This is a genomic window from Pontibaca methylaminivorans (assembly GCF_900156525.1).
Classification (GTDB): domain Bacteria; phylum Pseudomonadota; class Alphaproteobacteria; order Rhodobacterales; family Rhodobacteraceae; genus Pontibaca; species Pontibaca methylaminivorans.
Window position 1 is genome coordinate 2,164,887 of the sequence record NZ_FTPS01000001.1, and the last position, 24,601, is coordinate 2,189,487.

Here is a 24,601-nt window from a genome sequence, read left to right on the forward strand (position 1 = left end):
GGCTAACGGGCCGGGTCACTGCGCTGCCCGGTGAAAGGCGGCAATATAATAGATAATATATGCAATTGCGAAAGATATGCCTGATTAAATATAGATAACATACCACGGCAGCCGCGGGTTTGCCCGTTTTTGAGGGTGTGAATATGCAGGACGCAACTGAAATCTATAATCTTCCCCTGATGGATCTTCTTTATCATGCGCAAACGGTCCATCGGGCGCATTTCGATCCGAATGTGATTCAATGTTCCAGACTGCTGTCGGTCAAGACCGGTGGCTGCCCCGAGGATTGTGCGTATTGTTCGCAATCCGCGCGTAACGGCGCGGCGCTTCCGGCTTCGAAGCTGATGGAGGTGCAGAAGGTGCTGGCCGAGGCCCGGCGGGCCCGGGATGCCGGGGCGACGCGCTATTGCATGGGGGCGGCGTGGCGCTCGCCCAAGGACCGCGACATGCCGGCCATCCTGGCGATGGTGCGCGGCGTCAAGGCGCTGGGCATGGAGACCTGCATGACACTGGGCATGCTGGACACGGACAAGGCCCTGCAGTTGAAAGACGCCGGGCTGGATTACTACAACCACAACATCGACACGTCCGAACGATACTATCCCGAAATCATCACGACCCGCAGTTTTCAGGACCGGATCGACACGCTGGAACGGGTGCAGGCGGCGGGACTCAAGGTCTGCTCCGGCGGGATCGTCGGCATGGGCGAATCCGCGGAAGATCGCATCTCCATGCTCGAGGCGCTGGCCGGTCTGGAGGAGCCGCCGCAATCGGTGCCGATCAACATGCTGATGCCGATGGACGGCACGCCCATGGCCGACGCGCCGCGGCTGGATCCGGTCGAGATGGTGCGCACGATCGCCACCGCCCGAATCCTGATGCCGCGATCCCATGTTCGCCTCTCGGCCGGCCGGTCCGGGATGAGCGACGAGTTGCAGGCCATGTGCTTCTTCGCCGGGGCGAATTCGATCTTCGTCGGCGATTGGCTGCTGACCGCCGGCAACCCGGACGAGGACAAGGATGCCGCCCTGTTCGCCAGGCTCGGCCTGCGTGCCGAGGCCCCGGTGAGTGCCGGGGAAAACGTCCCGGCATGACGGAATTTCCGCGTCACGACGACCTTCTGGCGGCCCTTGCACAGCGCAACCGGCTGCGCTGCCTGTCCGGGGCATCGGGGCTGGATTTCGCATCGAACGACTATCTTGGCCTGACGGGGGCGGGGCTGCTTGCAGAGGCGGCGCAGGATGCGCTCGCGCGGGGTGTGCCGCTGGGAAGTGGCGGGTCGCGGCTGCTGCGCGGCAACCATGCCGAACATCGGGCGCTGGAAGACGAGGCGGCCGCGTTCTTCGGCGCCGAGGCCGCGCTTTACCTGGGCAGCGGGTTCCAGGCCAACCAGGCCCTGTTTTCCACGCTGCCGATGCAGGGTGATCTGGTGCTGCATGATTGCCTGATTCACGCCAGCGTGCATGAGGGCATGCGGCTTGGGCGGGCGACATGCGCGAGCTTTGCCCACAATGACGCGGCCGATGCGGCGCGCGTGATTGCGGACTGGCGCGCGGGCGGCGCAACGGGCCGGGTCTGGATCGCGGTCGAAAGCGTCTATTCGATGGATGGCGACCTGGCGCCCCTGGCCGATCTTGCCGGGCTTGCCGCGCGCGAGGATGCCGTGCTCGTGGTGGACGAGGCACACGCGACCGGGGTTTTCGGGGCGCAGGGCCGGGGGCTGGCTGCGGGGCTGACATGCCCGCTTGTCACGGTCCACACGGGCGGCAAGGCGCTCGGCGCCGCGGGTGCGCTGGTCTGCGCCGACCGCGTGCTGATCGAGACATTGGTGAACCGGGCGCGTTCCTTCATCTATACGACGGCGCCGCCGCCGTTTTCCGCGGCGATCCTGCGCGGGGCGATCCGCATGCTGCGGGACGGGCCGGCGCTCACCGACGATGCCCGGGCGCGCATGGCACATGCGCATCGGGCGGCACGGGCCTGCGGTATCGACGCAAACAGCCAGATCATCCCGCTGATCATCGGCGACGAGTGCCGTGCAAGGGACACGGCGCGTGCCCTGCAGGACCAGGGTTTTGACGTTCGTGCGATCCTGCCGCCGAGCGTTGCGCGCGGCACGGCGCGGCTGCGCATCTCGATAACCGGCAATGTCGGGGCGGGGGATATCACCGCGCTGTTCGACACGCTTGCCACGCTGAACCGTGTCGCGGCATGAGCGCCGTCATCGTTACCGGCACCGATACCGGCATCGGCAAGACCCTGTTCAGCGCGGGGCTGGTGCATGCGCTGGGCGGTGCCTACTGGAAACCCGTGCAGTCCGGCCTTGACGGGGAAACGGACAGCGCCGTGGTGCGGCGGCTGTCCGGTTGCCCGGTGCTGCCCGAGGCCTACCGGCTGCGGCTTGCGGCCTCTCCGCACCTCTCGGCCGAGCAGGAGGGGGTCGCGATCCGGCCCGAACGGCTGGCGCTGCCGCGATCGGACCGGCCGCTCGTGGTCGAGGCGGCGGGCGGGCTGATGGTGCCGTTGACGCGCCGGATTCTTTACCTTGATGTCATGTCCCGCTGGGCGGCGCCGGTGGTGCTCTGTTGCCGCACCGCGCTCGGGACCATCAATCATTCGCTCCTGTCGCTCGCGGCGCTGGAGGCGGCCGGCTGCCGGGTGGCGGGCGTGGTCTTTATCGGCGACGAGATGAAAGACAGCCGCCGCGTGATCTGCAGCATCGGCAAGGCGCGCGATCTCGGCCGCCTGCCGGTCCTGCCGCGGATTACCCGCGAAACGCTGAGCCGGGCGTTCGCCGGCATCGACGTGGCCGGCATCCGCGGGGTGCTGTGATGGCGGACCTCGCGTTCGAGCGCGCGCATCTGTGGCACCCCTACAGTTCGATGCGCGATCCGGGGCCGGTCCACATGGTCCGAAGTGCCGAGGGCGTCTGGCTTGAACTTGCGGACGGCACGCGGATGATCGACGCCATGTCCTCGTGGTGGTGCGCGGCGCACGGGCATCGCCATCCCCGGCTTGTGGCCGCTGTCGCGGCGCAACTGGAATGCCTGCCCCATGTCATGTTCGGCGGCCTCACGCATGCTCCGGCGATCGCTCTGGCGGAGCGGCTGACCGGCCTGCTGCCCGACGGGCTGGACCGCATATTCTACAGCGACAGCGGCTCGGTCGCGGTCGAAGTCGCGCTGAAGATGGCCATACAGGCGCAGCTTGGCCGCGGACACGCGGACAGAACGGCGATCGCCACCGCGCGCGGCGGCTATCACGGTGACACCTGGAAGGCGATGAGCCTGTGCGACCCGCAGACCGGCATGCACAGCCATTTTGGCGCGGCGGTGCAGATCCAGCATTTCGTGCCGCGCCCGCCCATCGCCTTCGATGCGGACTGGATCGACGATCCGGCCCGCAACGGCCTTGGTCCGGTCGAGGACCTGTTTGCGGAGCGCGGCGCCGGAATCGCCGCCTTCATCGTCGAGCCGGTGGTTCAGGGCGCCGGGGGCATGTGGTTCTCGCATCCGCAATGGCTGGCCGGAGTGCGGGCGCTCTGCGACCGCTACGGCGTGCTGCTGATCCTTGACGAGATCGCCACCGGTTTCGGCCGGACCGGTGCCCTGTTTGCCATGGAACATGCCGGTGTCACCCCCGACATCCTCTGCCTTGGCAAGGCGATGACCGGCGGCATGATGAGCTTTGCGGCAACCATCGCATCGCGGCAGGTGGCCGAGGCCATCGCAGACGGGCCGATGCCGGCGCTGATGCACGGGCCCACCTTCATGGGCAATCCGCTGGCCTGCGCGGCAAGCTGTGCCAGCCTCGATCTGCTGGCCGAGGGCGCATGGCTGCGGCAGGTTCCGGCGGTCGAGGGGTGGCTGCGCCGCGGCCTCGCGCCGGCCCGCGAATTCGCCGGGGTGCGGGACGTGCGCGTTCTGGGCGCCATCGGGGTGATCGAGTTGCACAGGCCGCTCGACATGATCCGCGTGCATGCCGTCTGCCGGGACAGGGGTGTCTGGCTGCGCCCGTTCGGCCGGCTGCTTTACTGCATGCCGCCCTTTGTCGTGACGGCCGGGGATGTCGCACGCATCTGCGAGGTCATGGTCGAAATCGCGGGGTGGCCATGAAGGCCGAGTGGCTGCAGCGCGGCGGGGGATCGTCGCTGATCGTCGTGCTGACCGGCTGGGCGGTCGGGGCAGGGCCGTTCCGGCACCTGACCGGGGCCGGGCCCGGGGCCTGCGACGTGCTGGTCCTGTCGGATTATCGCGATCTCTCCCTGCCGCGATGGCCGGAAGGCTACGAGACCGTGGACCTGGTCGCATGGTCATTCGGCGTCGCTGCCGCCTGCCGCCTGCCGCATAGGGGCCTGTTCCGCCGCAGGGTCGCGCTCTGCGGATCATGGATGCCATGCGACGACGGCCTGGGCATCCCGCGCGCCCTGCTGCAGGCGACGAAAGCGGGCCTGTCCGCGCTGTCCTTGCAGAAATTTGCGCGGCGGGCGGGCTGTGACCTGCCGGAAGATGCCGACATCGGGGCCCTGCGCGAAGAACTGGAAACCGTTATGGGCTGGGAGGACGTCGCGTTGGTGCCGGATTTCGACCGCGTGGTGCTGGGTGCCGCCGATCGCATCTTTTCCCGCCGCAACCTAGATCGTGCCTGGCGCGGCCGGGCCGGGCGGTTCGAGGTGCTGGATTGCGGACATAACCCGTTTGGTCTGTGGCGCGACTGGGGCGAGGTTCTGGCGTGACCGCGACGACCGACCGGGTGGCCCGGGCCTTTGCGCGCGGACTGGCCAGCTATGATCGGGCCGCGCTGGTCCAGAGACGGATCGCGACGCGGCTGTTTGCCGGGTATCGCGCCATCGCTCCCGGCCATCGCCCCGGCCGCATACTGGAGGCGGGGTTCGGCTCGGGGCATCTGACCCGGCATCTGCTGGAGCTGGACCCCGAGCGCCTCTGGCTCAACGATCTGGTCGCGCGCCCCTTGCCGGGCGTTGCCGCCGAATATCTGCCCGGGGACATTGCGCAGGTGCCGCTGCCGGGCCGGATCGACCTCGCTGCCTCGGCCTCGATGATCCAGTGGGTGGAAGATCCGCGCAAGACCGTGGAGCGCCTGTGTCGCACCGTGATTCCGGGCGGGTATCTTGCCCTCTCCGGCTTCACGCCTGAGCATTTCCCGGAACTGCGCAGCCTCGGCAGCCGGGCCGCCGCGCCCTCCTGCCTGAGCGCGGGCGGGATGGCGGCTTTGCTGCCGACCGGCTGGCGGGTCCGCAACGGCGGAGAATGGCGCGCGACCCTGCACTTCCCCACCGCGCTCGCCGTGCTGCAACATCTGCGGGCGACCGGGGTCAACGCACGCGCGGGGCAGTTTCGCTCGGCCGCCGCGCTGCGCGGATTCACGCAACGCTACGAAACCCGCCATGGCACCGCGCAGGGCGTGCCGCTGACCTATGTCGCAAGCTGGTTGATAGCTGAAAACGTTTTGAAACCAGAGGTCTAGCCGACGATGATGAAGGCTTCGCGCTGCTGCCCCCGGGGAGACGGAAGCCCGCGGCGGCCGATCCGGCGCACATGCCGGGCCAGCGTCGCGCAGGCCCGGTCGATTTCTCCCTTGCGCAATGCGGCGAGGATGACGCGATGGTCATGGTCGGTCTGCTGTTCCCAGTTCGACTGCCAGGCGGCAAAGAGAAACCTGGCGCTCGCCGCATGGAGGTCGTCAATGGCCGCAAGCAGGCGCGGCATGGCGCAAGGCGTCAGGATAAGCTGGTGGAAATGGCGATTGGCCTCTTCCCAGCTACGCACGTCGTCCGAAATGTCTCCGGCCCGGATCGCCTCTTCGGCCGCCTGCAGGATGGCCGGCGTCAGGTGGGGCGCGGCATGGCGCAGCGCAAGATCCTCGAGCGCGGCGCGCATCTCGGCAACCTCCTTGACCTGGGGAAGGTCGAAGGCCGTGACCCGGACGCCCTTGCGCGGCTCGCTCGTGACGAGGCCCTGCGCTTCCAGCCGGCGGAATGCCTCGCGGACCGGAACGTGGCTGGCGCCGAATTCCTCGGCGATATAATCTTGGCGCAGCCACTCGCCCGGGCCGATCTCGCCGGCGACGATCCGGTCCGCAAGGATACGGCTGATGCGCGCCGCCAGGGTTTCTTCGAATCCGGTTCTCATGTGTTTTGCATATGCAGTATCGGGAGCCGCCGCAATACGACGCGGGACGGCTGCGGCCGGCGCGCGGGCCGGCCCGCCGGTGTTTCCCCGTGTTCCGGCATGCCGCCAAGCGCGCGGCCAGCGTGAAGGGCGAGTTACCCCGCTCTGACGAGAACGGCGATCAACACGACCTCGGCCGGGTGGCCCCGCGCTGGTCCAGGCCCTCAAGCCCGGCCGGGCGGCTTGGCGCCCTCTTTCCTTTTGGCGGAAGACGGCCTTAACTCGACGAACGGCACCTCCTTTGGGCGCGGGTTTTCATGGTTTCTCATCTGCTGGATTGGCCTGGCAAAAGCGGCCGGGATGGCGGGCCCGAACATCCTGCCATCTATCATATGCTCGACGTGGCTGCGGTTGCCGAACGGCTGTTGCGGGGCAGCACGCGTCCCGAAGCGCACAAGGCGGCATTCACGCTGCTGATCGCGCTGCATGATCTGGGCAAGATCGGCGCGCAATTCCGGGAGATGATCCGCTGCGGAACCCGACAGATGATCCGGCACTGGGAACTGACCGAGGCGTGGCTTCTGGATGATCCCTGGCTTATGGACCGCTTGCAGGCCGATCCCTGGGCGATGCGTGCCCTGATCCCGGCCATTGCGGGTCATCACGGGCGGCCTTCGAAACAGGATGAACGCTTCTTTCCCCGAATGCGCAGCGGCGCGGGTGCGGAAGCGGAGGCGGACATTCCCGCGACCATCGAGGCATTGGCCAGCCTTTGGCCGGAGGCATCGCTGGCGGGGCTGGATGAAATCGAGGCGACGCGACTGTCCTGGTGGCTGGCCGGGCTGACCACGGCGGCGGACTGGATCGGCTCGAATGCCGACTGGTTTCCGGCCAGATCGCCTGACCTGTCCCTGGCTGAATATCTTGCGCTGGCGCGGGGTGCCGCCGCGCGCCATGTGCCCGAGGCAGGCGTCGCGGGAACGGCGGCCAGAGCCGGCGAACTGTTCGATTTCACCTTTCGTCCCATGCAGCAGGCCGCGGCATCCGCGCCCTTGCCCGGGGGGCCGATGCTGGCTTTCATCGAGGACGAGACCGGCGCGGGCAAGACCGAGGCCGCACTGATCCTCGCGCAGCGCATGTTGCTGGCCGGGAAGGGCAGGGGGCTGTTCTTCGCGCTGCCCACCATGGCGACGGCAGATGCGATGTTCATCCGTGCCGCGGCGGTGGTCGGGCGGATGCTGGATCGGCCGACGCTGACCCTGGCGCATGGCCGCGCCGGGCTGTCGGTGCCGTTTCTCGACTTGCAGCACAGGCGCAGCCGCAGCGATGACGTGACCTGCACTGAATGGCTGGCGGATGACCGGCGGCGGGCGCTGCTGGCCGATGTGGGGATCGGAACGGTCGATCAGGCGCTGCTGGCGGTGATGCGGGCGCGGTTCTCGGCGCTGCGGCTGTGGGGGCTGTCCTCCAAGATCCTGATCGTGGACGAGGCGCATGAAATTTCGGGCGACGGCTATATGGCGATCCTGCTGGAGCGGTTGTTGCAGGCCCATGCCGCGCAGGGCGGATCGGCGGTCCTGCTGACGGCGACCCTGCCGCTGGACGCGCGGGCGCGGCTGATGCGAGCCTTTGCCGAAGGAGCGGGCATGAATTGGGCCATGGATCGCGACCCGGCCTATCCCGCACTGACGATCCCGGGAGCAGACAAGCCGCAGCCCGTTGCCGCGACGCCCAGCCCGAAGGGGGTGGTGACGGTCGAGAGGTTGCCCGATGGCGAAGCGGCCGCGGATCTGCTGGCACGTTCGGCGCAGGCCGGCGCGGCCTGCGTCTGGGTGCGCAATGCCGTCGATGACGCAATCGCCGCCGTCGATCTGTTGCGGGCGCGCGGGATCGACGCCTCGCTGCTGCATGCCCGCTTCGCGCTCTGCGACCGCAAGCGGATCGAGGCGGCGGAACTGGCGCGCTTTGGGCGCAATGGCAATGGCCGCGCGGGCCGGGTGCTTGTGGCGACACAGGTGGTGGAATCCTCGCTGGATTTGGACTTCGACGTGATGGTGTCCGACCTTGCGCCGATGGCCGCGCTGATCCAGCGCGCCGGGCGTCTGTGGCGGCATATGGACGAACGCCCGCAGGACCAGCGGCCCGTTCCCCGGCCCATGCTGCATGTCGTCTCGCCCGATCCGGCCGAGGTGCCGGATGCCCGCTGGCTGCATCAGGTGCTGGACGGCGGTGCCTGGGTCTATCCGCTGGCCGAGCAATGGCGCACCGCCGACCTGCTGTTCCGGCGGGGCGAGATCAACGCGCCGCATGAGTTGCGCGATCTGATCGAGGCGGTGCACGGCGACGGGGCGGTTCCGGTCCCGCCGGTCTTGGATGCTGCCGAGCAGGAGCGGATCGGCGAGGGCTATGCCCGCCGCTCGCTGGGCGATCAGAACGTGGTCGATTTCGGCGCGGGTTACCGGCAGGGCGCGGCGGGGGCGGACGACACCCGCTATCCGACCCGGCTGGGCCGCGAGACACGGACGCTGGCACTGGCGCGCCGGGTGGATGGCGTGCTGGTGCCTTGGGCGCAGGGCGATGGAACGCTGGCCGATCGTTGGCAACTTTCCGAAGTGTCGGCAGACAAGGCGCGGCTGGATCGCCTGCCCCTGCCGGATCAGGAAGCGCCCCAGATTGCGGCCACCACGCGCGACTGGCCCGACTGGCGCCGCGCGGCAGTGACGGTTTGCCCGGCGGACGATGCCGGCGAGATTTGCGAGGGGTTGCGTTATTCGAAGAGTTCGGGCTTGCGTTGGGTGTGATCTCCGGATGCGCGGAGATAATCCGCAACAGTGAGCCGAGCGGGCCCGCTCCCCGTCTGTACGCTCCTTTCCCCTACCTACCGGGTTATCCGCGCCGACCTCCATCAGCCCCATGGGCTATGGCGGATCTATATTTCAACCACGGCCGGGTAGAGCACGGGAAGGGACCAATAGGATTGACAGCAGAGAGGCGGCTCTGGTTGGATCAACCATAACGTGAATCGCGGGGTTGTCCTGATGCCTCTCAACCTCATCACCGATCCTTGGATTCCGGTTCTCCGTTCCGATGACGGCCCCCGCATCATCCGCTCCGACCAGATCGCCGAGCCGGGCGTCATGTTTCCTGACTGGCCGCGCGCCGATCTGAACATCGCCTGCCTCGAACTGCTGATCGGCCTCGTCTTTCTTGCCGATCCGCCGGCCAATGCGCAGGACTGGCGGATCCGCAAGCCGGATGCTCAGCGTCTGCGTAAGCGGCTCGCCCGTCTTGCGCCGGCCTTCAATCTGATGGGTGACGGTCCGCGCTTTCTTCAGGATTTCGATCCGCTGGAAGGGGAGCCGAACCCGCCCGACATGCTGTTCATCGATTCGGCGGGTGGAAATACCGCGCGCAACAATGCCGATCTGATGGTGCGGAGGGGCCGCTATCCGGTGCTGGATCCGGCCCTGGCCGCGATGGCGCTTTACACGCTTCAGGCCCATGCGCCTTCGGGCGGGGCGGGCAATCGCACTTCGATGCGCGGCGGCGGGCCGATGGTGACGCTGGTCGATCCGGGTCGCGGCAATCTGTGGGATCTGGTCTGGGCCAATGTCCCCGATGGCCGACCGGCCGGCCCGGAGGTGCTGCCATGGATGCGCCCGACCCGCACATCCGAGGCGAAGGGGGCCGAGGTCTACCCCGACACCGCGCACCCGGCCGAGGCATTCTTCGGCATGCCGCGCCGCTTGCGGCTGGTCGGCGAGGAAACGATCCGCGGCGTGACCCAGAAGCCCTACGGCGTCAATTATGCCGGATGGCAGCATCCCTTGACCCCCTATTACCGGCAGAAGGCAGGGGCCGAACTTCTGCCGCTGCACCCCCGCGCCGGTGCTTTCGGCTATCGCAACTGGCTGGGCGTGGTGATGGACATGCCGGGGGACGAGGCCGATCTGCGGCGCCGCGCGCAAGCCTTGGACAGCTATGAGCAGCGTGTGCTGCTGCGGGACAGGGCCGGGGCAAGCGTGATCGTGGCCGGCTGGGCGATGGACAACATGAAGCCCAGGGATTTCATCTGGTCGCGCCAGCCGCTGCTGCCGATCGACACCGGGGCGGGGCTGACCCTGATTGCCATGATCCAGTCGGCGGAAACCTTCGGCCTTGCCCTGCGCGGCGCGCTGAAGGTTGTCGCAGGCGAAGGCAGCGCGCTGGAAGCGTTGCGCGAGGAGTTCTTTACCGCGACGCAGGCGGAGTTCGAGGCCGGACTCGGCAGATTGCTGGCTGGCGCTCCGCCTGACGATACTGCAGCGCGCTGGCTGCGGGCGATGGAGCGGGGGGCGCTGACGATCTTTGACCGGCAGGCTTTGCCGGGGCTGGACCAGCAACGGCCCGAGGCGATGGAGGAGATCATCCGGTCGCGCGAGGGGCTGCGCGCCACCTTCGCCGGGTGGAACAGGCTGGGCAGGGATGCCTATCAGAAGCTGGGTCTTCAGCCCCGCCGGCGCAGGAAGGAGGCCGCATGAGCGATGCGACAAAAAACCCCGGCCAGATCGCCCTTGGCTGGTGGAAGCAGACCCTCCGCCCTGATGACGACACCGGCCCCGCGCGGGCCTTGCGGGCAAGGCTGCGGCGGGCGGATCATGTCACCGATATTCTGGCCGAGGGCCGGGTGATCGAACTGCATGACCGACTTGGCCGCAAGACCGACGCTTTGACACTGGCCGCGCTGGCGCAGGTTCTGGCGCATGTCGAGCGCCATGACGGGCGCCGTATCGCGCAGGTTTTCGGCGCGGGCGATCCCGAGGCGCTGTCGCCCCTGCGCTTTCAGCGGCTGATCCGCTCGGACGACCGAAGGGAGCTGGCGACGGGCCTGCGTCGCGCGCTGCCTTTGGCCGGGCGCGCCTGCAACGTGGCGGCGCTGGCCGAGGACATTCTTTTCTGGGGCGAAAAGTCCCGGATCCGCTGGTGTTTCGATTATTACGGTGCCGCGCCCCCGCGCCCGGCCGCCGCCGAGGAGGAGACCGAATGACCACCTTTCTGCAACTTCACCTGCTGACGGCCTATCCTCCGTCGAACCCCAACCGCGACGACCAGGGCCGCCCGAAAGAGGCGCATTACGGCGGCGCCCCCCGGCTGCGGCTGTCCAGCCAGTCGATCAAGCGGGCGCTGCGCATGTCCGACGGGTTCCAGCAGGCGCTGGTCGGGTCTTTGGGCGAACGCACGAAACGGCTTGGCGATGTGATCCGCAAGGCGCTGGCGGATGACGGTGTGGACGCGGCGAAAGCGCGCGAAATCGCCGAATCGGTGGCCAAGGTCTTCGGAAAGATCGAGCCGGTGGACAAGAAAAACCCCGATCTGGTCCAGGGCACGACGCTGGCCTTCATCTCGCCCGAGGAACGGACCCATGCGCTGGACCTCGCGCGCCGCGCCGCTGCGGGAGAGGGACTGCCGGCGGACAAGGATCTGGCGAAAACCGTGCTGCGCAGTGCGGGCGGGGCGGTGGACATCGCCATGTTCGGCCGAATGCTGGCCGACAACCCGGATTTCAACCGCGAGGCCGCCGTTCAGGTCGGCCATGCCATCACCACCCACCGCGCGCAATCCGAGGACGATTTCTTCACAGCCGTCGATGACCTCAAGACCCGCGATGAGGATGCGGGCGGGGCGCATCTGGGCGAACATGCCTTCGGCTCGGGCGTCTATTACCTCTATGCCTGCGTGAACACCGATCTGCTGGTCGAAAACCTTGGCGGCGACCGCGAACTGGCCGCGAAGGGGCTGGACGCGCTGGCCCGCGCGCTGGCGACCGCCACGCCCAGAGGCAAGCAGAACAGTCATGCGCATCACCCCTTTGCGGGCTATGTGCTGGCCGAGATCGGCAGCCATGCGCCTCGCGACCTGACCGGCGCTTTCCTCAAGCCGGTGCAGGACGAGGATCTGCTGGCGGCCTCGATCACGGCGCTGGAGGCGATGCGCGGCCGGATCGACGCCGCCTATGACAGCGCGCCCGTGCGCGAGGCGGTGATGAATGTCGCGGCGGAAGAAGGCAGGCTGAACGACATTGCGGCCTTCGCGGCTTCGGCGGTGGCGGCGAATGGCTGAGCATCTGGTCTTCACCCTCTGCGCTGCACTGGGCAGCATGGGGGAACTGGCCGGGCATGAGCGGCGCGGCTCGCTGACATGGCCCGGTCGTTCTGCTGTGATCGGGCTGGTCGCGGCGGCAATGGGCGTCCGGCGCGGCGATGATGCCGGGTTCGCGCGGCTGGACGGCTTGCGCATGGCGGTGGGGGTGATCGACGATGGCGTGCCGCTGCGCGATTACCACACCGTCGAGACCGTGCCGACCGCCGCCGCCCGCAATCCCGACAGCCGCCCCGCCGCCATCGCTCGCGCCGGGCGCAAGACGAACACGACCATTACCCTGCGCGACTATCGCGCGGGAGTGGCCTATGTCGTGGCGCTCTGGCCCGGCCCGGGGCTGGAGGACCTGGCGCAGGCGCTGCGCCGGCCGGTCTTTACCCTTTATCTGGGCCGCAAGTCCTGCCCGCTGGCCGCGCCGCCGGCGCCGCGTGTCCTCGAGGCCGAGGGGCCCTTGCAGGCGCTGGCACTGACCGACCGTCCGCCCTTCGGCTATCGGGGCGCGCTGCGGCTGGTGGCGTCGGACGAGCGTCTGTCGCCGGGGGACGCGCAGGACAGCCGCAACGATCTGCCCGTGGATCGCGCCAAGTGGCACTTTGCTCAGCGCCCTGTGTTCATCCACCGGCCTGCGGAGGCGACATGACGCTGTATCTGTCGCGGGTGACGCTGGCGCGCAATCCGGCGACGACGGCACTGAAGGCGCTGATCGACCCGATGGAAGGCCCTGCTGCCCGCGACCGGCTGCACGATCCCGACCGGGGCCGGATCATGGATGCCCATCACCGGCTGATCTGGACGCTGTTCGCGGATGATCCCGACCGCACTCGCGATTTCCTGTGGCGGGCCGAGGGAGGTGGGCGCTTCCTGATCCTCTCACCTCATTCTCCCGCGACGGATGGCGCGGGGCTGTTCCTGCCGCCCGAGGTCAAGCCCTTTGCCCCCGATCTGCGCGCCGGCGACCGGTTGGGTTTCGTCCTGCGCGCCAATGCCACCAGAACGCGCAAGACCGTACCCGATGCCCGTGCAAAACGGGTCGATGTGGTGATGGATGCCCTCCACGGCCTGCCTTCGGGGCGCCAAAGCGATGCCCGGCGCGAAGCGCGCATGGCGGCTGCCGAAACCGCTGGCCGCGACTGGCTGGCGCGGCAAGGCGAGAGCGCGGGATTTCAGATCGCGGATTTCGCCGCAGCCGATTATTCGGTGGTCCCGCTGCCGGCCCATATCGGCCCCCGCAAGGGCCAGCCGCAATTCGGCGTGATCGAGATGACCGGGCGGCTGACCGTCACCGATCCCGGCACCTTCGTCGGCCGGCTTGCCCGTGGTTTCGGCCGCGCCAAGGCGTTTGGCTGCGGGCTGATGCTGATCCGGCGGGCCTGAGATGGGGCGCTGAGATGGCGATTCCCGGTCTGCCGCCGCCAAAGCCGATTCCGCTCAAGGATCGCGCCTCGCTGGTTTTCGTCGAGCGGGCGCAACTGGATGTGCAGGACGGCGCCTTCGTCGCGGTCAATGCCGACGGCACGCGGACGCATATCCCGGTGGGCGGCCTTGCCGGGATCATGCTGGAACCCGGTGCCCGCATCAGCCATGCCGCCGTGGCCTTGGCGGCGCGCGTGGGAACCCTGATCACCTGGGTGGGCGAGGCGGGCGTGCGGCTTTACTCTGCCGGCCAGCCCGGTGGTGCCCGATCCGACCGGCTGCTCTGGCAGGCGTCCATCGCGCTTGATCCCGCCGCGCGGCTGCGTGTGGTGCGCAAGATGTATCAGGTGCGCTTTCGCGAACCCGCGCCCGAGCGCCGCTCGATCGACCAGCTCCGCGGCATCGAAGGGGTGCGGGTCCGCAAGGCCTATGAGCTTCTGGCGCAAACGCATGGTGTCACCTGGAAGTGGCGGCAATACGATGTCGCGGATTGGGAGGCGGGCGACGTGCCGAACCGCTGCCTTTCCGCCGCGACCGCCTGCCTGCACGGTCTGACCGAGGCGGCGGTTCTGGCCGCGGGCTATGCCCCGGCCATCGGCTTTCTGCATACCGGCAAGCCGCTGTCCTTCGTCTACGACATCGCTGATCTCTGGAAGCTGGAAACCGTCGTTCCCGAGGCGTTCCGCATCGCCGGGCAACATGCGCGCGGCAAGCTGGACATGTCGCCGGACCGGGCCGTGCGGCTTGCCTGCCGCGATGCCTTTCGCCGCACCGGCCTGCTGGCGAAGATCATCCCCGGCATCGAGGAGGTGCTGGCGGCGGGCGATCTGCCCCGTCCCGAGCCGCCGCCGGATGCGATCGGCCCGGCTTTCGACGACGGGGCCGGTTCAGGAGACGAGGGGCATCGCGGATAATGGTCGTCGTCCTGAACAACGCCCCGCCCCGCCTGCGTGGCCGCCTTGCCGCCTGGCTGCTGGAGGTGAGGGCGGGCGTCTATGTCGGCAACTATTCCGCCAGGACCCGGGCCCGCATCTGGGAGCAGGTCGAAGCCTATATCGAGGGCGGCGATGCGGTGATGATCTGGAAGGCGCCCACGGATCAGGGATTCGAGTTTCTGACCATTGGCCGCAACCGCCGGATGCCGGTCGATTTCGACGGATTGAAGCTGGTTTCGTTCTATCCACGCGAATAGCCGGAGGTCGTGCCGGAGCGGCGCAATAATCGGTGCCTCGATTGACATCGTGAATATCATTGCAGCACAAAGGCTTCCAGGAAGTCTGTTCCCCGCACACGCGGGGATGAACCGCGGATGCGATGATACGCGTTCACAAACACGTCCTGTTCCCCGCACACGCGGGGATGAACCGCCCGATGGATTCCAGTGGCTCTCGCCCGAGAACTGTTCCCCGCACACGCGGGGATGAACCGCAGGAGGCGATGACGATTGAGCGCGACGTTGCCTGTTCCCCGCACACGCGGGGATGAACCGCGGTTGCGCGGTAAATGCGCATCCCGACCCGCCTGTTCCCCGCACACGCGGGGATGAACCGGCTTGCATTCCGGATAGCGTGACCCGCGCTGACTGTTCCCCGCACACGCGGGGATGAACCGTTCGACCCCCATAACGGAATCGGCTAGTTTCCCTGTTCCCCGCACACGCGGGGATGAACCGCCAGACCTAACGGCCTGGCTTCCCAGATAGGCCTGTTCCCCGCACACGCGGGGATGAACCGGACAGGATGGGGCGGAGCGGGTCATGGCTCCGCTGTTCCCCGCACACGCGGGGATGAACCGGATCTGCGAATGGCACTTAACCCGGCGCTGATCTGTTCCCCGCACACGCGGGGATGAACCGTGCTCCCGATTTCGCATCGGCGCTCAACGCCCCTGTTCCCCGCACACGCGGGGATGAACCGGACCCGAAAACATGGCCGCTGGTCAATCCCGCCTGTTCCCCGCACACGCGGGGATGAACCGTTTGATCGGCGGGTTCGACACGGCCGCCGCGCCTGTTCCCCGCACACGCGGGGATGAACCTGGATGAAGGCCAGCCGGCAAATCCTGTCGGACCTGTTCCCCGCACACGCGGGGATGAACCGCGGGCGCAAACCCGTCTCCAATGACTTTGCGGCTGTTCCCCGCACGCGCGGGGATGAACCGCAACTCGCCCCTCGGGTGGGATCGCTGCCCATCTGTTCCCCGCACACGCGGGGATGAAGACCACCCTGCAGGGCTATGATCTGCCAGACGCTTGACCTTGCTCGAGGATTTTGGCTCCGGCGGTAGGGATCGAACCTACGACCAATTGATTAACAGTCAACTGCTCTACCGCTGAGCTACGCCGGAACGGTGATCGCGATATAGCAATCGCTTTCAGCGAGGTCCAGAGCCGATTTCCGCTCATTGCGCTCCGGGTTTATGCCGGGGGGACGTGATCGAAAACCGGCCCTTGCTGCCCGGCGGACCGGTCATGCGGACATGGTCGCGGCGCAGCAGATCGAGCAGATGCGCGAGCACATTGCGTTCCGCCGCGGGCAGCAGCGGTGCCGGGATGTCGGCATATATGCGCCGGGCCAGATCGCCTATGCGCGCGGCACCGGCGGCGAGTTCGCGCAGGATCTCGGCCTCGCGGCTGCGGCGATGCGCCATCAGCCAGTCGAGTCGCCCCGCCGGATCGGTGACGGGCGCGCCATGCCCGGGGTGGAAACAGTCCCAGTCGTCCCGCCGCAGGCGTTCGCAGGAGGCCATGAAGTCACCGAGATCGCCGTCGGGGGGCGACACGAGCGAACTTGCCCAGCCCATGACGTGATCGCCGGTAAAGCAGTGCCGTCCCCAGGCAAGGGCGATGTGATTGCCGAAATGGCCCGGCGTGTGGATGACGCGCAGGTGCCAGCCGTCGCCCGAGACCGATTCGCCGTCGCACAGGCGCCGGTCGGGGGCAAAGTCGCGGTCGATGCCTTCGCCGCCGCCGGACAGCCCCTCGGCCAGAAGCCGGCTCATGAAGGGGCTGCGCCCGGCGTTCGAATCGCCAAACGCGAACACGGGCGCGCCGCTCTGCCGGGCCAGCGCCCCGGCCAGTGCCGAATGGTCCAGATGCGAATGGGTGACGAAGATGTGGCTGATCCGCTGCCCGGGGCCGAGTGCCGCGCGGATCGCGTCAAGGTGCGCGCGGCTGGCGGGCCCCGGGTCGATCACCGCCAGATCGCGCGTGCCGAGCAGATAGGTGTTGGTCCCCGCGCCGGTCATGGGTGACGGGTTGGGCGCGAGAATCCGCCGCAACCCCGGCAGCAGCGTCACGGCGCGGCCGGGTTTCGGGGCGAAATCGGGGCAGGGGGTGTTCATGATGACAGGCATCTGCCGCGGGGCGGCGAAAGGCAATACCGGAGCGCCGAATCCTGGTCTAGGGTCGGCGCATGATGTTTCGCTGGCTCAAACGCTTTACTCCGCGCGGGCTTTACGGGCGCACCGCGCTCATCCTGGTGGCGCCGGTCGTGGTGCTGCAGCTCGTGGTGTCCTTTGTCTTCATCGGCCGCCATCTAAGCAAGGTCACGACCGAACTCGCCTATGCCGAACTGCGCGAGCTCGCGGTGATTTCGGATGTGGTCGACGGGTCCATGACGCAGGGCGAGGCGCTGGCGCGCATGGCGCCGCTTCTGCACCGTTTCGGGATGGGCGCGCGGTTTGTGGAGCCCGGGGCGATGCCGGACGAGGATTTCATCCAATGGTATGATTTTTCGGCCCGCGTGGTGCGCGACACATTCCGCGAGCGGATGCCGCAGATCGCGGTGCTGGAATTCGGCAGCGACAACATGGTTCTGGCCTACCGTGAAACCGCGCTCGGGGTGCTTCGTCTCAGCTTCAGCCGCCGCCGGGTGACGGTCGCGGCGCCGCATCAGCTGATCGTGACCATGGTCGCCTTCGGGGTTTTGATGACCGTCATCGCCTTTGTCTACATGCGCAACCAGCTGCGCCCGATCACCCGGCTTGCCCGCGCGGCGCAGGCTTTCGGGCGCGGGCATCACATGCGCTACAAGCCCTCGGGCGCGGTCGAGGTGCGCGCGGCGGGCCATGCCTTTCTGGACATGCGCGACCGGATCGAGCGCCAGATCGAACAGCGCACGATGATGCTGTCCGGGGTCAGTCACGACCTGCGCACACCGCTGACGCGGCTGAAGCTCGGGCTTTCCATGATGGAAGATTCCGAGCCGCTGCTGAACGACGTCGCCGAGATGCAGAAGCTGCTGGACGCGTTCCTCGATTTTTCGCGCGGGGCGGTCGAGGACGAGGCGGAGCCGGTCAATCCGCTCGATCTGGTCGGGCAGATCGTTGCGGATGCGCAGCGGGCGGGCATGGGGGTCGAACTTGCCCTGGCCGAGGGCGACAGCGACGCGACGCTGATGCTGCGCCCGAGCGCGATCCGCCGGGCGGTCGAAAACCTTATTTCCAACGCCCTGCGCTATGGGAACCGGGCCGAGGTCTCGGTGCTGCTGACGCCCCGGCAGTTGCGGATCCGGGTCGAGGACGAGGGGCCGGGCATCGCCGAAGCCGACCGCGAAGAGGCGGTGAAACCCTTTACCCGGCTCGATCCGGCGCGCAATCAGGATCGCGGCAGCGGGGTCGGGCTCGGGCTTGCCATCGTCGCCGATGTGGCGAGCATCCACGGCGGGCGGCTGGTGCTGGGCCGGAGCGAGCGGCTTGGCGGTCTGCTGGCCGAGATCGTCATCGCCCGCTGAGCGCGGCGCCCGGGCGGCGCGTCTGCCGGCAGGCTGCGGGGAACGGAGCATGAGGGGCAGCCGGGCGACCGGCGCCCTTTTCCCGCCCGCTGCAGCGCGGTATGCGGGCGCCGCCGCGCGCCCGGCCCGCCGCCGGTCGGCGGAACCGGCGGCGCTTTGCTGCGTGGCGCCGGTTCAGTCGCGGTGCCGGCGGCGGCCGCTTCGGGCCGGGCGCGCGGCGGCGCCGTTGTCCTCGTTCCCGTCATCGGGGGAACTGAACGGGCCGAGCGCCTGGGCGATCACCTCGAGCGTGGGGCGCTCGCCCTTCGGGCGTTCATCGAGCGCGGCGCGCATGTGGCGCAGATGTTCGGGCGTCGTGCCGCAGCAGCCGCCGACAATACGCGCGCCGCAGTCCCGGGCCATCACCGCATAATCGGCCATGAGTTCGGGCGTGCCGTCGTAATGGATTTCTCCATCGGTGAATTTCGGGATGCCGGCATTGCCCTTGGCGATGATCGGCCGCTCGGTCCCCTGTGCGACGAACCCGAGCACCGTGCGCAGCAGATCCGATGCGCCCCGCCCGCAGTTCGCGCCGAAGGCGACGGGCGGGTTGTCGATCGACTCGACCATCTGCGCGAGCGCGGCCGGGGTTACGCCCATCATGGTGCGCCCGGCGGTGTCAAAGCTCATGGTGCCGCACCAGGGCAGGCCGGCCAGCTGGAACGCCTCGGCGGCCGCGCGGTATTCCTCGGGGGCGAAGACGGTTTCCAGCCAGGCGACATCTACGCCGCCCTCCCGGAGCGCGTCGGCCTGTTCGTGGAACATCTCGACCGCAAGCGCGTGGGACAGCGTGCCGACCGGCTCCATGATCTCGCCGGTGGGGCCGACGGAGCCGGCGACCACCACCTTGCGCCCCGCGGTCTCGGCCACGTCGCGGGCGAGTTCGGCGCCGATGCGGTTCAGTTCATGCACCCGCGCCTGCGCCTGGTGCAGCTTGAGCCGCGCCGCGTTGCCGCCGAAGGTGTTGGTCAGGAACAGGTCGCTCCCGGCGTCGACGGCGCCGCGATAGAGGGCGCGGATCTTCTCGGGCTGTTCGGCGTTCCAGATTTCCGGCGTCTCGCCCGCCGGAAGCCCCATGGCGAAAAGATTGGTGCCGGTCGCGCCATCCGCGAGCAGCACATCCTTTTCTGCAAGCATGCGGGTCAGCAGGTCGGTCATGGTCGTGATCCTGTGCAGCAAGTGGTCTGGCCTGTCCACTCCCGTCCGGATCTGTCATGTGCCACGGCCTCTGGCAAGCCGCATTCGGCCCGGCGGTCAGCCCTCCTGGTCGTCTAGTTCCGCGATCAGTTGTGCCTTGGCCACCGGCAGCAGTTCGTCGAGCTTGGCGCGGATGGTCGCCGCATCGGCGCGGGCGCCCAGATCCGCCTCGAGCCGCTCGATCACGTCATCCGGCCCCGGCAGTTTCAGATCGGCAAGCACGATCTCCTTTGCATATGCGTCGGCTTCGCTGCCGGACTTGCCCAGCAGTTCCGCCGCCCAGAGCCCGACCAGCCGGTTGCGGCGGGCCACGGCCTTGAACAGCATTTCTTCGTCATGGGCATATTTCTTCTCGAAGGCGTTCTTGCGGTCGTCGAATGTGGTCATGGCGGGACTCTTTCCAAACATGGGTGGCGTTTTCGGGGGCAGAATGCCCGCGCACGCGGCATCGCGCAAGTGCCGCGAAGGGCGCGCCGCTTGCGGGAACAGCGGCCTTGGATTATAGCGGCGCCAGAGGGCAGATCATCTGCCGGACATTACCCCGAAAGGCGAAACATGGCTCGGCGCAAGAAGATCTATGAGGGCAAGGCCAAGATTCTCTATGAAGGCCCCGAGCCCGGAACGCTCGTCCAGTATTTCAAGGACGATGCCACCGCATTCAACGCCAAGAAAAAGGACGTGATCGACGGCAAGGGCGTGCTGAACAACCGCCTCTGCGAATATTTCATGACCGGGCTCAACAACATCGGCGTGCCGACCCATTTCATCCGCCGCCTGAACATGCGCGAACAGCTTGTGCGCGCCTGCGAGATCGTCCCGCTCGAGGTGATCGTGCGCAATTTCGCCGCCGGCAGCCTGAGCGAGCGGCTCGGCATCGAGGAGGGCACGCAACTGCCGCGCCCGATCATCGAATACTGCTACAAGGACGATGCGCTCGGCGACCCGCTGGTGACCGAGGAACATATCGCCGCCTTCGGCTGGGCCAGCGCCCAGGACATGGACGATATCCTGAGCCTTGCACTGCGGGTCAACGACTTCCTTGCCGGGGTCATGTATGGCGTCGGCATCAAGCTGATCGACTTCAAGATCGAGATCGGCCGCATCTACGAGGGCGATTTCCAGCGCCTTGTGGTCGCGGACGAGATCAGCCCCGATTCCTGCCGGCTCTGGGACATCGAATCCGGGCGCAAGCTCGACAAGGACGTGTTCCGCCGCGATCTCGGCAACCTGAGCGACGCCTATTCCGAGGTCGCGCATCGCCTGGGCGTGCTGCCCCGCGCGCAGGTCACGAAGCCGAAGCTGATCAACTGAATGCGGGGCAGGGCCGGCGTGGAACCGCCCGCGGACCGGCTGGCCGGCACAGTTTTGCCCATCCGCGCCGCCCGCGCGCGGCAGATCGCTTGAGCGCGGCTGCGGCTGCGCGTAGCTTGTGAAAATGTCCCGGGCGCGCAATCCTCTTCTCAGAACCATGCTTCCCGGTCGTCGCGAATCGACCGGGGGCTGGCGGTTCCGCGTGCTCCTGTTCGTGGTGCTGGTGGCGGCGGTCGCGACCGTCTGGGTCACCAACCGTCTGCTGACCGACCGGTTCACCGAGGTCACGCGCAACCGTGCCGAGCTGCGGCTTGCGCTGTATGGCGGCAACCTCGTGAGCGAACTGCGCCGCAATTCGATCGTGCCGCAGCTTCTGGCGCGCGATCCGACGCTGATCGCGGCGCTGAACTCCAAGGATTTCAGCCAGTCCACCCAGCGGCTGATTTCCTTCGTGGAAGAGATCGGCGCGGCCTCGCTCATGCTGCTCGACAGCAGCGGGCGTACGGTGGCGGCGACCGACCGCAGCCGGCTGGGCGCTTCGCACCGGGGTGAACCCTATTTCGTCGATGCGCTGCGCTCCAACACCACGGTGTTCTCGGTCATCCCGCGCGATGCGGGCGGCTATCGTTTCACCTATTCGCGCCGCCTCGACAGTGCCGGATCGGTGCTCGGGGTGATCGTGGTCGAGGTCGATCTGCAGAAATTCGAACGGGCCTGGGCCGGGATTTCGGATGCGATGATGGTGACCGATGCGTCCGGCGCCATCATCCTGTCGACGGAATCGCGCTGGCGCGGCCTGACCGAATCCGAGGCGGTGCAGTTGCAGCCGCCGCGCAACGCCATCGAGCGCGCGATCCGGGCCACGGCCGACTGGACCGCGCTGCCGGCCGACGCCTATTTGCGCGGCGAGGCGGTGATGCGCACCTCGACGCGGATCCCGTTCCGGGGCTGGCGGATGATTTCCTTCAGCACCTATGAATCGGTGCGCGAACGGGTGAACGGGGTGCTCGCGCTCGAGATCATGGGGTTCGCGCTGCTTCTGGCCGGTGGATTCTACGTGCTGAACCGGCGCACGGCGCTGCGCATGGCGCTGTTCGAGCGTGAATCCGCCGAATTGCGCCTGCTGAACGCCCGGCTCCAGCGCGAAATCGCCGAGCGCGAGCGGGTGCAGGAGAACCTGGCCGTGGCCGAACAGACGCTGGCGCAGTCGAGCAAGCTCGCCGCGCTGGGCGAGATGTCGGCGGCGGTGAGCCACGAACTGAACCAGCCGCTCGCGGCGATGAAGACCTATCTTGCCGGTGCGCGGCTCTTGCTGCGGCGCAACCGCCCCGAGGAGGCGCTGGCCTCTTTCGGGCGCATTGACGCCCTGATCGAGCGCATGGGGGCGATCACGCGTCAGTTGAAATCCTATGCCCGCAAGGGGGCCGAGAGCTTTTCCCCGGTCAACATGGGCGATGCGCTGGCGTCGGCCCTGTCGATGATGGAGCCGCAACTGCGCCAGCGCCAGGTGCAGATCACCCAGATTCTGCCGGACGAGCCGGTCTGGGTGATGGGTGACCGGATGCGGATCGAACAGGTGATGGTCAATCTCTTGCGCAACGCGATCGACGCCACCAAGTCGGTGGCGGAACCCGAGGTGCAGATCATTCTCGCGGCCGGCGAGACGGCGACGCTCACGGTGCGCGACAACGGCGAGGGGATCGAGGATCTGGATGCGCTGTTCGAGCCGTTCTATACGACCAAGACGCCGGGCGACGGCGTCGGGCTGGGGCTTGCGATTTCCTCGGGGATCGTGAACGACCTGGGCGGCCGCCTGACGGCGCGCAATGCGCGCGATGGCGGTGCGGTATTCGAAATGCAGCTTCCGATTCTCGACGACGGGATGGAAGCGGCGGAATGACGGGAAGGTGACAGGAATGGCCCAGGCCATGAAGATTGCGATCATTGATGATGAACAGGACATGCGCCAGAGCATCAGCCAGTGGCTCGCGCTGTCGGGCTACGATACCGAGGCCTTTGCCAGCGCCGAAGAGGCGCTGAAGAAGCTCGGCCCCGATTATCCGGGCATCGTGATCACCGATATCCGCATGCCGGGCATGGACGGGATGCAGTTCCTGAAAAAGCTGATGGGCACCGACAGCGCGCTGCCGGTCATCATGATCACCGGTCATGGCGACGTGCCCATGGCGGTCGAGGCGATGCGGCTCGGGGCCTTTGACTTTCTGGAAAAGCCCTTCGATCCCGACCGCATGTCCGAACTGGCCCGCCGCGCCACCGCAACGCGGCGCCTGACCCTCGACAACCGCGCGCTGCGCCGCGAACTGAGCGACGGCAGTCAACTGATGAAGAAGCTGATCGGCTCCAGCCCGCAGATCGAGCGGCTGCGTGAGGATATCCTCGACCTCGGGCAGGCCGACGGGCATGTGCTCATCGACGGGGAGACCGGCACCGGCAAGACCCTGGTCGCCCATGCGCTGCACGCGGTCGGCAGCCGGGCGGGCAAGAAATTCGTGCTGCTGAGCTGCGCCGCGATCGAGGAAGAGGCGCTCTCGCGGCGGCTGTTCGGCCCGATGCAGCCCGAGGATACGCAGCTTCCGGCGATCGAGGAGGCCCGCGGCGGCACGCTCGTGCTCGAGGATATCGAGGCGTTGAGCGAAACGCTTCAGGCCAAGCTGCTGAGCGCGATCAACGCCCAGGGCACCCCGTCGGAGACCCGCATCATCGCCATTTCCAACATGCAGGAGGCCGGCCGCACCTGCGAGGACGCGCTGCGCCCGGACCTGTTCTATCGCCTTGCGGCATTGCGCATCACCGTTCCGCCGCTGCGCCAGCGCGGCGAGGACATCCTGACCCTGTTCACGCGGCTCAGTGAACAGTTCGCCGATGAATACGGCTGCGACGCGCCCCAGATCTCGGCGCAGGAGGCGGCCCAGCTGCTGCAGGCGCCGTGGCCGGGCAATGTCCGTCAGCTCATCAACATCGCCGAACGCGCGGTGCTGCAGTCGCGCCGCGGCGCCGGCACCATCGCTTCGCTGCTGATGTCCGACCACGAAGAGATGCAGCCGGTCATGACCACCGAGGGCAAGCCGCTCAAGGAATATGTCGAGGCGTTCGAGCGCATGCTGATCGACAACACCATGCGCCGCCACAAGGGGAGCATCGCGAGCGTCATGGACGAGCTTTGCCTGCCGCGGCGCACCCTGAACGAGAAGATGGCGAAATACGGGCTGCAGCGCGCGGATTACCTTTGAAACCGGCGCGCCCCGCGCCGGGCGGCACCGTTACCTGGGCGGCACGAACGCCAGCCCGCCGCCCTGGGCGGCAAATTTGGCATTGTCATTGCCGCTCACGTCAGCATATTGTGCGGACGAGGTTCGCATTGGCGGTCGCCAGCGAATCCGGATGAATTTTCATCGCGCCGTCCGGGACGTCCAAACAACAGCCTCTGCCGGTGCGGGTTTACTTGATCCCCTGCGGGATCGACGCAATGCCCTTGCCCCCAAGACCCACCGGCAAGGGAACGGATGGGCAGCGCCGGAACCGTTCCGCGCTGTCGGAGAAGAACCGCGATGACGCGCGCGCGAGGATCGAGCACAGGGGCAGGGCGCCGGACAGCGGCCGCCGCCCCCGACTCATGTC

Annotated in this window: 22 protein-coding genes, 1 tRNA gene and 1 CRISPR repeat array; of the genes, 18 read left to right on the top strand and 5 right to left on the bottom strand. The window is 67.7% G+C overall.

What is annotated here, in order from left to right; genetic code table 11:
* Positions 1-143: 143 nt before the first annotated feature.
* Genes bioB through B0B01_RS10540 form a run of 6 tightly spaced genes read left to right on the top strand, consistent with a single transcriptional unit; the run spans position 144 to position 5,487 of the window.
* Positions 144-1,094 (top strand): biotin synthase BioB, encoded by a 951-nt coding sequence (gene bioB / locus B0B01_RS10515; RefSeq protein WP_076649814.1) that lies wholly within the window; start codon positions 144-146, stop codon positions 1,092-1,094.
* On the top strand, positions 1,091-2,215 hold the full coding sequence (locus tag B0B01_RS10520; protein ID WP_076649815.1) for an 8-amino-7-oxononanoate synthase: 1,125 nt from the start codon (positions 1,091-1,093) through the stop codon (positions 2,213-2,215). The genes bioB and B0B01_RS10520 overlap by 4 nt, the downstream gene beginning before the upstream one ends.
* Positions 2,212-2,832: a dethiobiotin synthase gene (bioD, locus tag B0B01_RS10525; protein WP_076649816.1), complete on the top strand. Its 621-nt coding sequence runs from the start codon at positions 2,212-2,214 to the stop codon at positions 2,830-2,832. Before B0B01_RS10520 ends, bioD begins: the two co-directional genes overlap by 4 nt.
* Complete coding sequence (gene bioA / locus B0B01_RS10530; protein WP_076649817.1) at positions 2,832-4,115, top strand: adenosylmethionine--8-amino-7-oxononanoate transaminase; 1,284 nt, start codon at positions 2,832-2,834, stop codon at positions 4,113-4,115. Before bioD ends, bioA begins: the two co-directional genes overlap by 1 nt.
* Positions 4,112-4,735 (top strand): pimeloyl-ACP methyl esterase BioG family protein, encoded by a 624-nt coding sequence (locus tag B0B01_RS10535; RefSeq protein ID WP_076649818.1) that lies wholly within the window; start codon positions 4,112-4,114, stop codon positions 4,733-4,735. Before bioA ends, B0B01_RS10535 begins: the two co-directional genes overlap by 4 nt.
* The gene (locus tag B0B01_RS10540) at positions 4,732-5,487 is read left to right on the top strand and encodes a methyltransferase domain-containing protein (protein WP_076649819.1); all 756 of its coding nucleotides are present in this window, start codon (positions 4,732-4,734) and stop codon (positions 5,485-5,487) included. The genes B0B01_RS10535 and B0B01_RS10540 overlap by 4 nt, the downstream gene beginning before the upstream one ends.
* Here B0B01_RS10540 and B0B01_RS10545 read toward each other — a convergent pair.
* Positions 5,484-6,152, bottom strand: coding sequence for a GntR family transcriptional regulator (locus B0B01_RS10545; protein WP_076649820.1), 669 nt, complete (start codon positions 6,150-6,152; stop codon positions 5,484-5,486). The genes B0B01_RS10540 and B0B01_RS10545 overlap by 4 nt on opposite strands.
* A 296-nt stretch (positions 6,153-6,448) precedes the next feature.
* Between B0B01_RS10545 and cas3 the strand changes: the two genes are divergently transcribed.
* The 8 genes from cas3 (at position 6,449) to cas2e (ending at position 14,874) form a co-directional block, all read left to right on the top strand.
* Positions 6,449-8,932 (top strand): CRISPR-associated helicase Cas3', encoded by a 2,484-nt coding sequence (gene cas3, locus B0B01_RS10550; protein ID WP_159438973.1) that lies wholly within the window; start codon positions 6,449-6,451, stop codon positions 8,930-8,932.
* A gap of 237 nt (positions 8,933-9,169) precedes the next feature.
* Entirely contained in the window at positions 9,170-10,651 is a 1,482-nt protein-coding gene (gene casA, locus B0B01_RS10555) for a type I-E CRISPR-associated protein Cse1/CasA (RefSeq protein WP_076649821.1), read from the top strand.
* The gene (gene casB / locus B0B01_RS10560; protein WP_076649822.1) at positions 10,648-11,157 is read left to right on the top strand and encodes a type I-E CRISPR-associated protein Cse2/CasB; all 510 of its coding nucleotides are present in this window, start codon (positions 10,648-10,650) and stop codon (positions 11,155-11,157) included. Before casA ends, casB begins: the two co-directional genes overlap by 4 nt.
* The gene (cas7e, locus tag B0B01_RS10565) at positions 11,154-12,230 is read left to right on the top strand and encodes a type I-E CRISPR-associated protein Cas7/Cse4/CasC (RefSeq protein WP_076649823.1); all 1,077 of its coding nucleotides are present in this window, start codon (positions 11,154-11,156) and stop codon (positions 12,228-12,230) included. The genes casB and cas7e overlap by 4 nt, the downstream gene beginning before the upstream one ends.
* Positions 12,223-12,909 carry a type I-E CRISPR-associated protein Cas5/CasD gene (cas5e, locus tag B0B01_RS10570; protein ID WP_076649824.1) on the top strand — a complete coding sequence of 229 codons (687 nt, stop codon included), beginning with the start codon at positions 12,223-12,225 and terminating at the stop codon, positions 12,907-12,909. The genes cas7e and cas5e overlap by 8 nt, the downstream gene beginning before the upstream one ends.
* On the top strand, positions 12,906-13,643 hold the full coding sequence (gene cas6e / locus B0B01_RS10575) for a type I-E CRISPR-associated protein Cas6/Cse3/CasE (protein WP_076649825.1): 738 nt from the start codon (positions 12,906-12,908) through the stop codon (positions 13,641-13,643). Before cas5e ends, cas6e begins: the two co-directional genes overlap by 4 nt.
* 14 nt (positions 13,644-13,657) lie before the next feature.
* The gene (gene cas1e, locus B0B01_RS10580) at positions 13,658-14,596 is read left to right on the top strand and encodes a type I-E CRISPR-associated endonuclease Cas1e (RefSeq protein ID WP_076649826.1); all 939 of its coding nucleotides are present in this window, start codon (positions 13,658-13,660) and stop codon (positions 14,594-14,596) included.
* Entirely contained in the window at positions 14,596-14,874 is a 279-nt protein-coding gene (cas2e, locus tag B0B01_RS10585; protein ID WP_200805418.1) for a type I-E CRISPR-associated endoribonuclease Cas2e, read from the top strand. The genes cas1e and cas2e overlap by 1 nt, the downstream gene beginning before the upstream one ends.
* Before the next feature lie 85 nt (positions 14,875-14,959).
* A CRISPR array of direct repeats spans positions 14,960-15,903; the repeat unit is 29 nt; unit sequence CTGTTCCCCGCACACGCGGGGATGAACCG.
* A gap of 50 nt (positions 15,904-15,953) precedes the next feature.
* Here cas2e and B0B01_RS10590 read toward each other — a convergent pair.
* Together B0B01_RS10590 and B0B01_RS10595 are read right to left on the bottom strand one after the other, a co-directional pair.
* Positions 15,954-16,028: transfer RNA gene (locus B0B01_RS10590), tRNA-Asn, on the bottom strand.
* A 54-nt stretch (positions 16,029-16,082) separates the two neighbouring features.
* Complete coding sequence (locus B0B01_RS10595) at positions 16,083-17,024, bottom strand: MBL fold metallo-hydrolase (RefSeq protein WP_083946290.1); 942 nt, start codon at positions 17,022-17,024, stop codon at positions 16,083-16,085.
* Between the two features lie 71 nt (positions 17,025-17,095).
* Between B0B01_RS10595 and B0B01_RS10600 the strand changes: the two genes are divergently transcribed.
* Positions 17,096-18,415: an ATP-binding protein gene (locus B0B01_RS10600; RefSeq protein WP_076649829.1), complete on the top strand. Its 1,320-nt coding sequence runs from the start codon at positions 17,096-17,098 to the stop codon at positions 18,413-18,415.
* Between the two features lie 174 nt (positions 18,416-18,589).
* Here B0B01_RS10600 and bmt read toward each other — a convergent pair whose 3' ends face one another.
* Together bmt and B0B01_RS10610 are read right to left on the bottom strand one after the other, a co-directional pair.
* Positions 18,590-19,612 (bottom strand): betaine--homocysteine S-methyltransferase, encoded by a 1,023-nt coding sequence (gene bmt / locus B0B01_RS10605; RefSeq protein ID WP_076649830.1) that lies wholly within the window; start codon positions 19,610-19,612, stop codon positions 18,590-18,592.
* A 96-nt stretch (positions 19,613-19,708) separates the two neighbouring features.
* Positions 19,709-20,038, bottom strand: a complete 330-nt coding sequence (locus B0B01_RS10610; protein WP_076649831.1) for a DUF1476 domain-containing protein — start codon at positions 20,036-20,038, stop codon at positions 19,709-19,711.
* A 168-nt stretch (positions 20,039-20,206) separates the two neighbouring features.
* Between B0B01_RS10610 and purC the strand changes: the two genes are divergently transcribed.
* From purC to B0B01_RS10625, 3 genes are all read left to right on the top strand, one after another.
* The gene (purC, locus tag B0B01_RS10615; RefSeq protein ID WP_076649832.1) at positions 20,207-20,962 is read left to right on the top strand and encodes a phosphoribosylaminoimidazolesuccinocarboxamide synthase; all 756 of its coding nucleotides are present in this window, start codon (positions 20,207-20,209) and stop codon (positions 20,960-20,962) included.
* Positions 20,963-21,119: 157 nt separating this feature from the next.
* Entirely contained in the window at positions 21,120-22,862 is a 1,743-nt protein-coding gene (locus B0B01_RS10620) for a sensor histidine kinase (protein WP_234967757.1), read from the top strand.
* A 16-nt stretch (positions 22,863-22,878) separates the two neighbouring features.
* A complete protein-coding gene (locus B0B01_RS10625; RefSeq protein ID WP_076649834.1) occupies positions 22,879-24,213 on the top strand; it encodes a sigma-54-dependent transcriptional regulator in 1,335 nt (444 codons plus the stop codon).
* The last annotated feature ends 388 nt before the right edge of the window (positions 24,214-24,601 follow it).

Bases quoted from the DNA above. Each gene is read 5' to 3' on its own strand.
- B0B01_RS10535 (WP_076649818.1), top strand. From the start codon at position 4,112: ATGAAGGCCGAGTGGCTGCAGCGCGGCGGGGGATCGTCGCTGATCGTC.
- cas3 (WP_159438973.1), top strand. From the start codon at position 6,449: ATGGTTTCTCATCTGCTGGATTGGCCTGGCAAAAGCGGCCGGGATGGC.
- B0B01_RS10620 (WP_234967757.1), top strand. From the start codon at position 21,120: ATGCTTCCCGGTCGTCGCGAATCGACCGGGGGCTGGCGGTTCCGCGTG.
- B0B01_RS10600 (WP_076649829.1), top strand. From the start codon at position 17,096: ATGATGTTTCGCTGGCTCAAACGCTTTACTCCGCGCGGGCTTTACGGG.
- B0B01_RS10520 (WP_076649815.1), top strand. From the start codon at position 1,091: ATGACGGAATTTCCGCGTCACGACGACCTTCTGGCGGCCCTTGCACAG.
- B0B01_RS10625 (WP_076649834.1), top strand. From the start codon at position 22,879: ATGGCCCAGGCCATGAAGATTGCGATCATTGATGATGAACAGGACATG.
- bmt (WP_076649830.1), bottom strand. From the start codon at position 19,612: ATGACCGACCTGCTGACCCGCATGCTTGCAGAAAAGGATGTGCTGCTC.
- cas5e (WP_076649824.1), top strand. From the start codon at position 12,223: ATGGCTGAGCATCTGGTCTTCACCCTCTGCGCTGCACTGGGCAGCATG.
- B0B01_RS10610 (WP_076649831.1), bottom strand. From the start codon at position 20,038: ATGACCACATTCGACGACCGCAAGAACGCCTTCGAGAAGAAATATGCC.
- B0B01_RS10595 (WP_083946290.1), bottom strand. From the start codon at position 17,024: ATGAACACCCCCTGCCCCGATTTCGCCCCGAAACCCGGCCGCGCCGTG.
- cas7e (WP_076649823.1), top strand. From the start codon at position 11,154: ATGACCACCTTTCTGCAACTTCACCTGCTGACGGCCTATCCTCCGTCG.
- casA (WP_076649821.1), top strand. From the start codon at position 9,170: ATGCCTCTCAACCTCATCACCGATCCTTGGATTCCGGTTCTCCGTTCC.
- purC (WP_076649832.1), top strand. From the start codon at position 20,207: ATGGCTCGGCGCAAGAAGATCTATGAGGGCAAGGCCAAGATTCTCTAT.
- cas1e (WP_076649826.1), top strand. From the start codon at position 13,658: ATGGCGATTCCCGGTCTGCCGCCGCCAAAGCCGATTCCGCTCAAGGAT.
- bioD (WP_076649816.1), top strand. From the start codon at position 2,212: ATGAGCGCCGTCATCGTTACCGGCACCGATACCGGCATCGGCAAGACC.
- bioA (WP_076649817.1), top strand. From the start codon at position 2,832: ATGGCGGACCTCGCGTTCGAGCGCGCGCATCTGTGGCACCCCTACAGT.
- B0B01_RS10545 (WP_076649820.1), bottom strand. From the start codon at position 6,152: ATGAGAACCGGATTCGAAGAAACCCTGGCGGCGCGCATCAGCCGTATC.
- bioB (WP_076649814.1), top strand. From the start codon at position 144: ATGCAGGACGCAACTGAAATCTATAATCTTCCCCTGATGGATCTTCTT.
- cas6e (WP_076649825.1), top strand. From the start codon at position 12,906: ATGACGCTGTATCTGTCGCGGGTGACGCTGGCGCGCAATCCGGCGACG.
- casB (WP_076649822.1), top strand. From the start codon at position 10,648: ATGAGCGATGCGACAAAAAACCCCGGCCAGATCGCCCTTGGCTGGTGG.
- cas2e (WP_200805418.1), top strand. From the start codon at position 14,596: ATGGTCGTCGTCCTGAACAACGCCCCGCCCCGCCTGCGTGGCCGCCTT.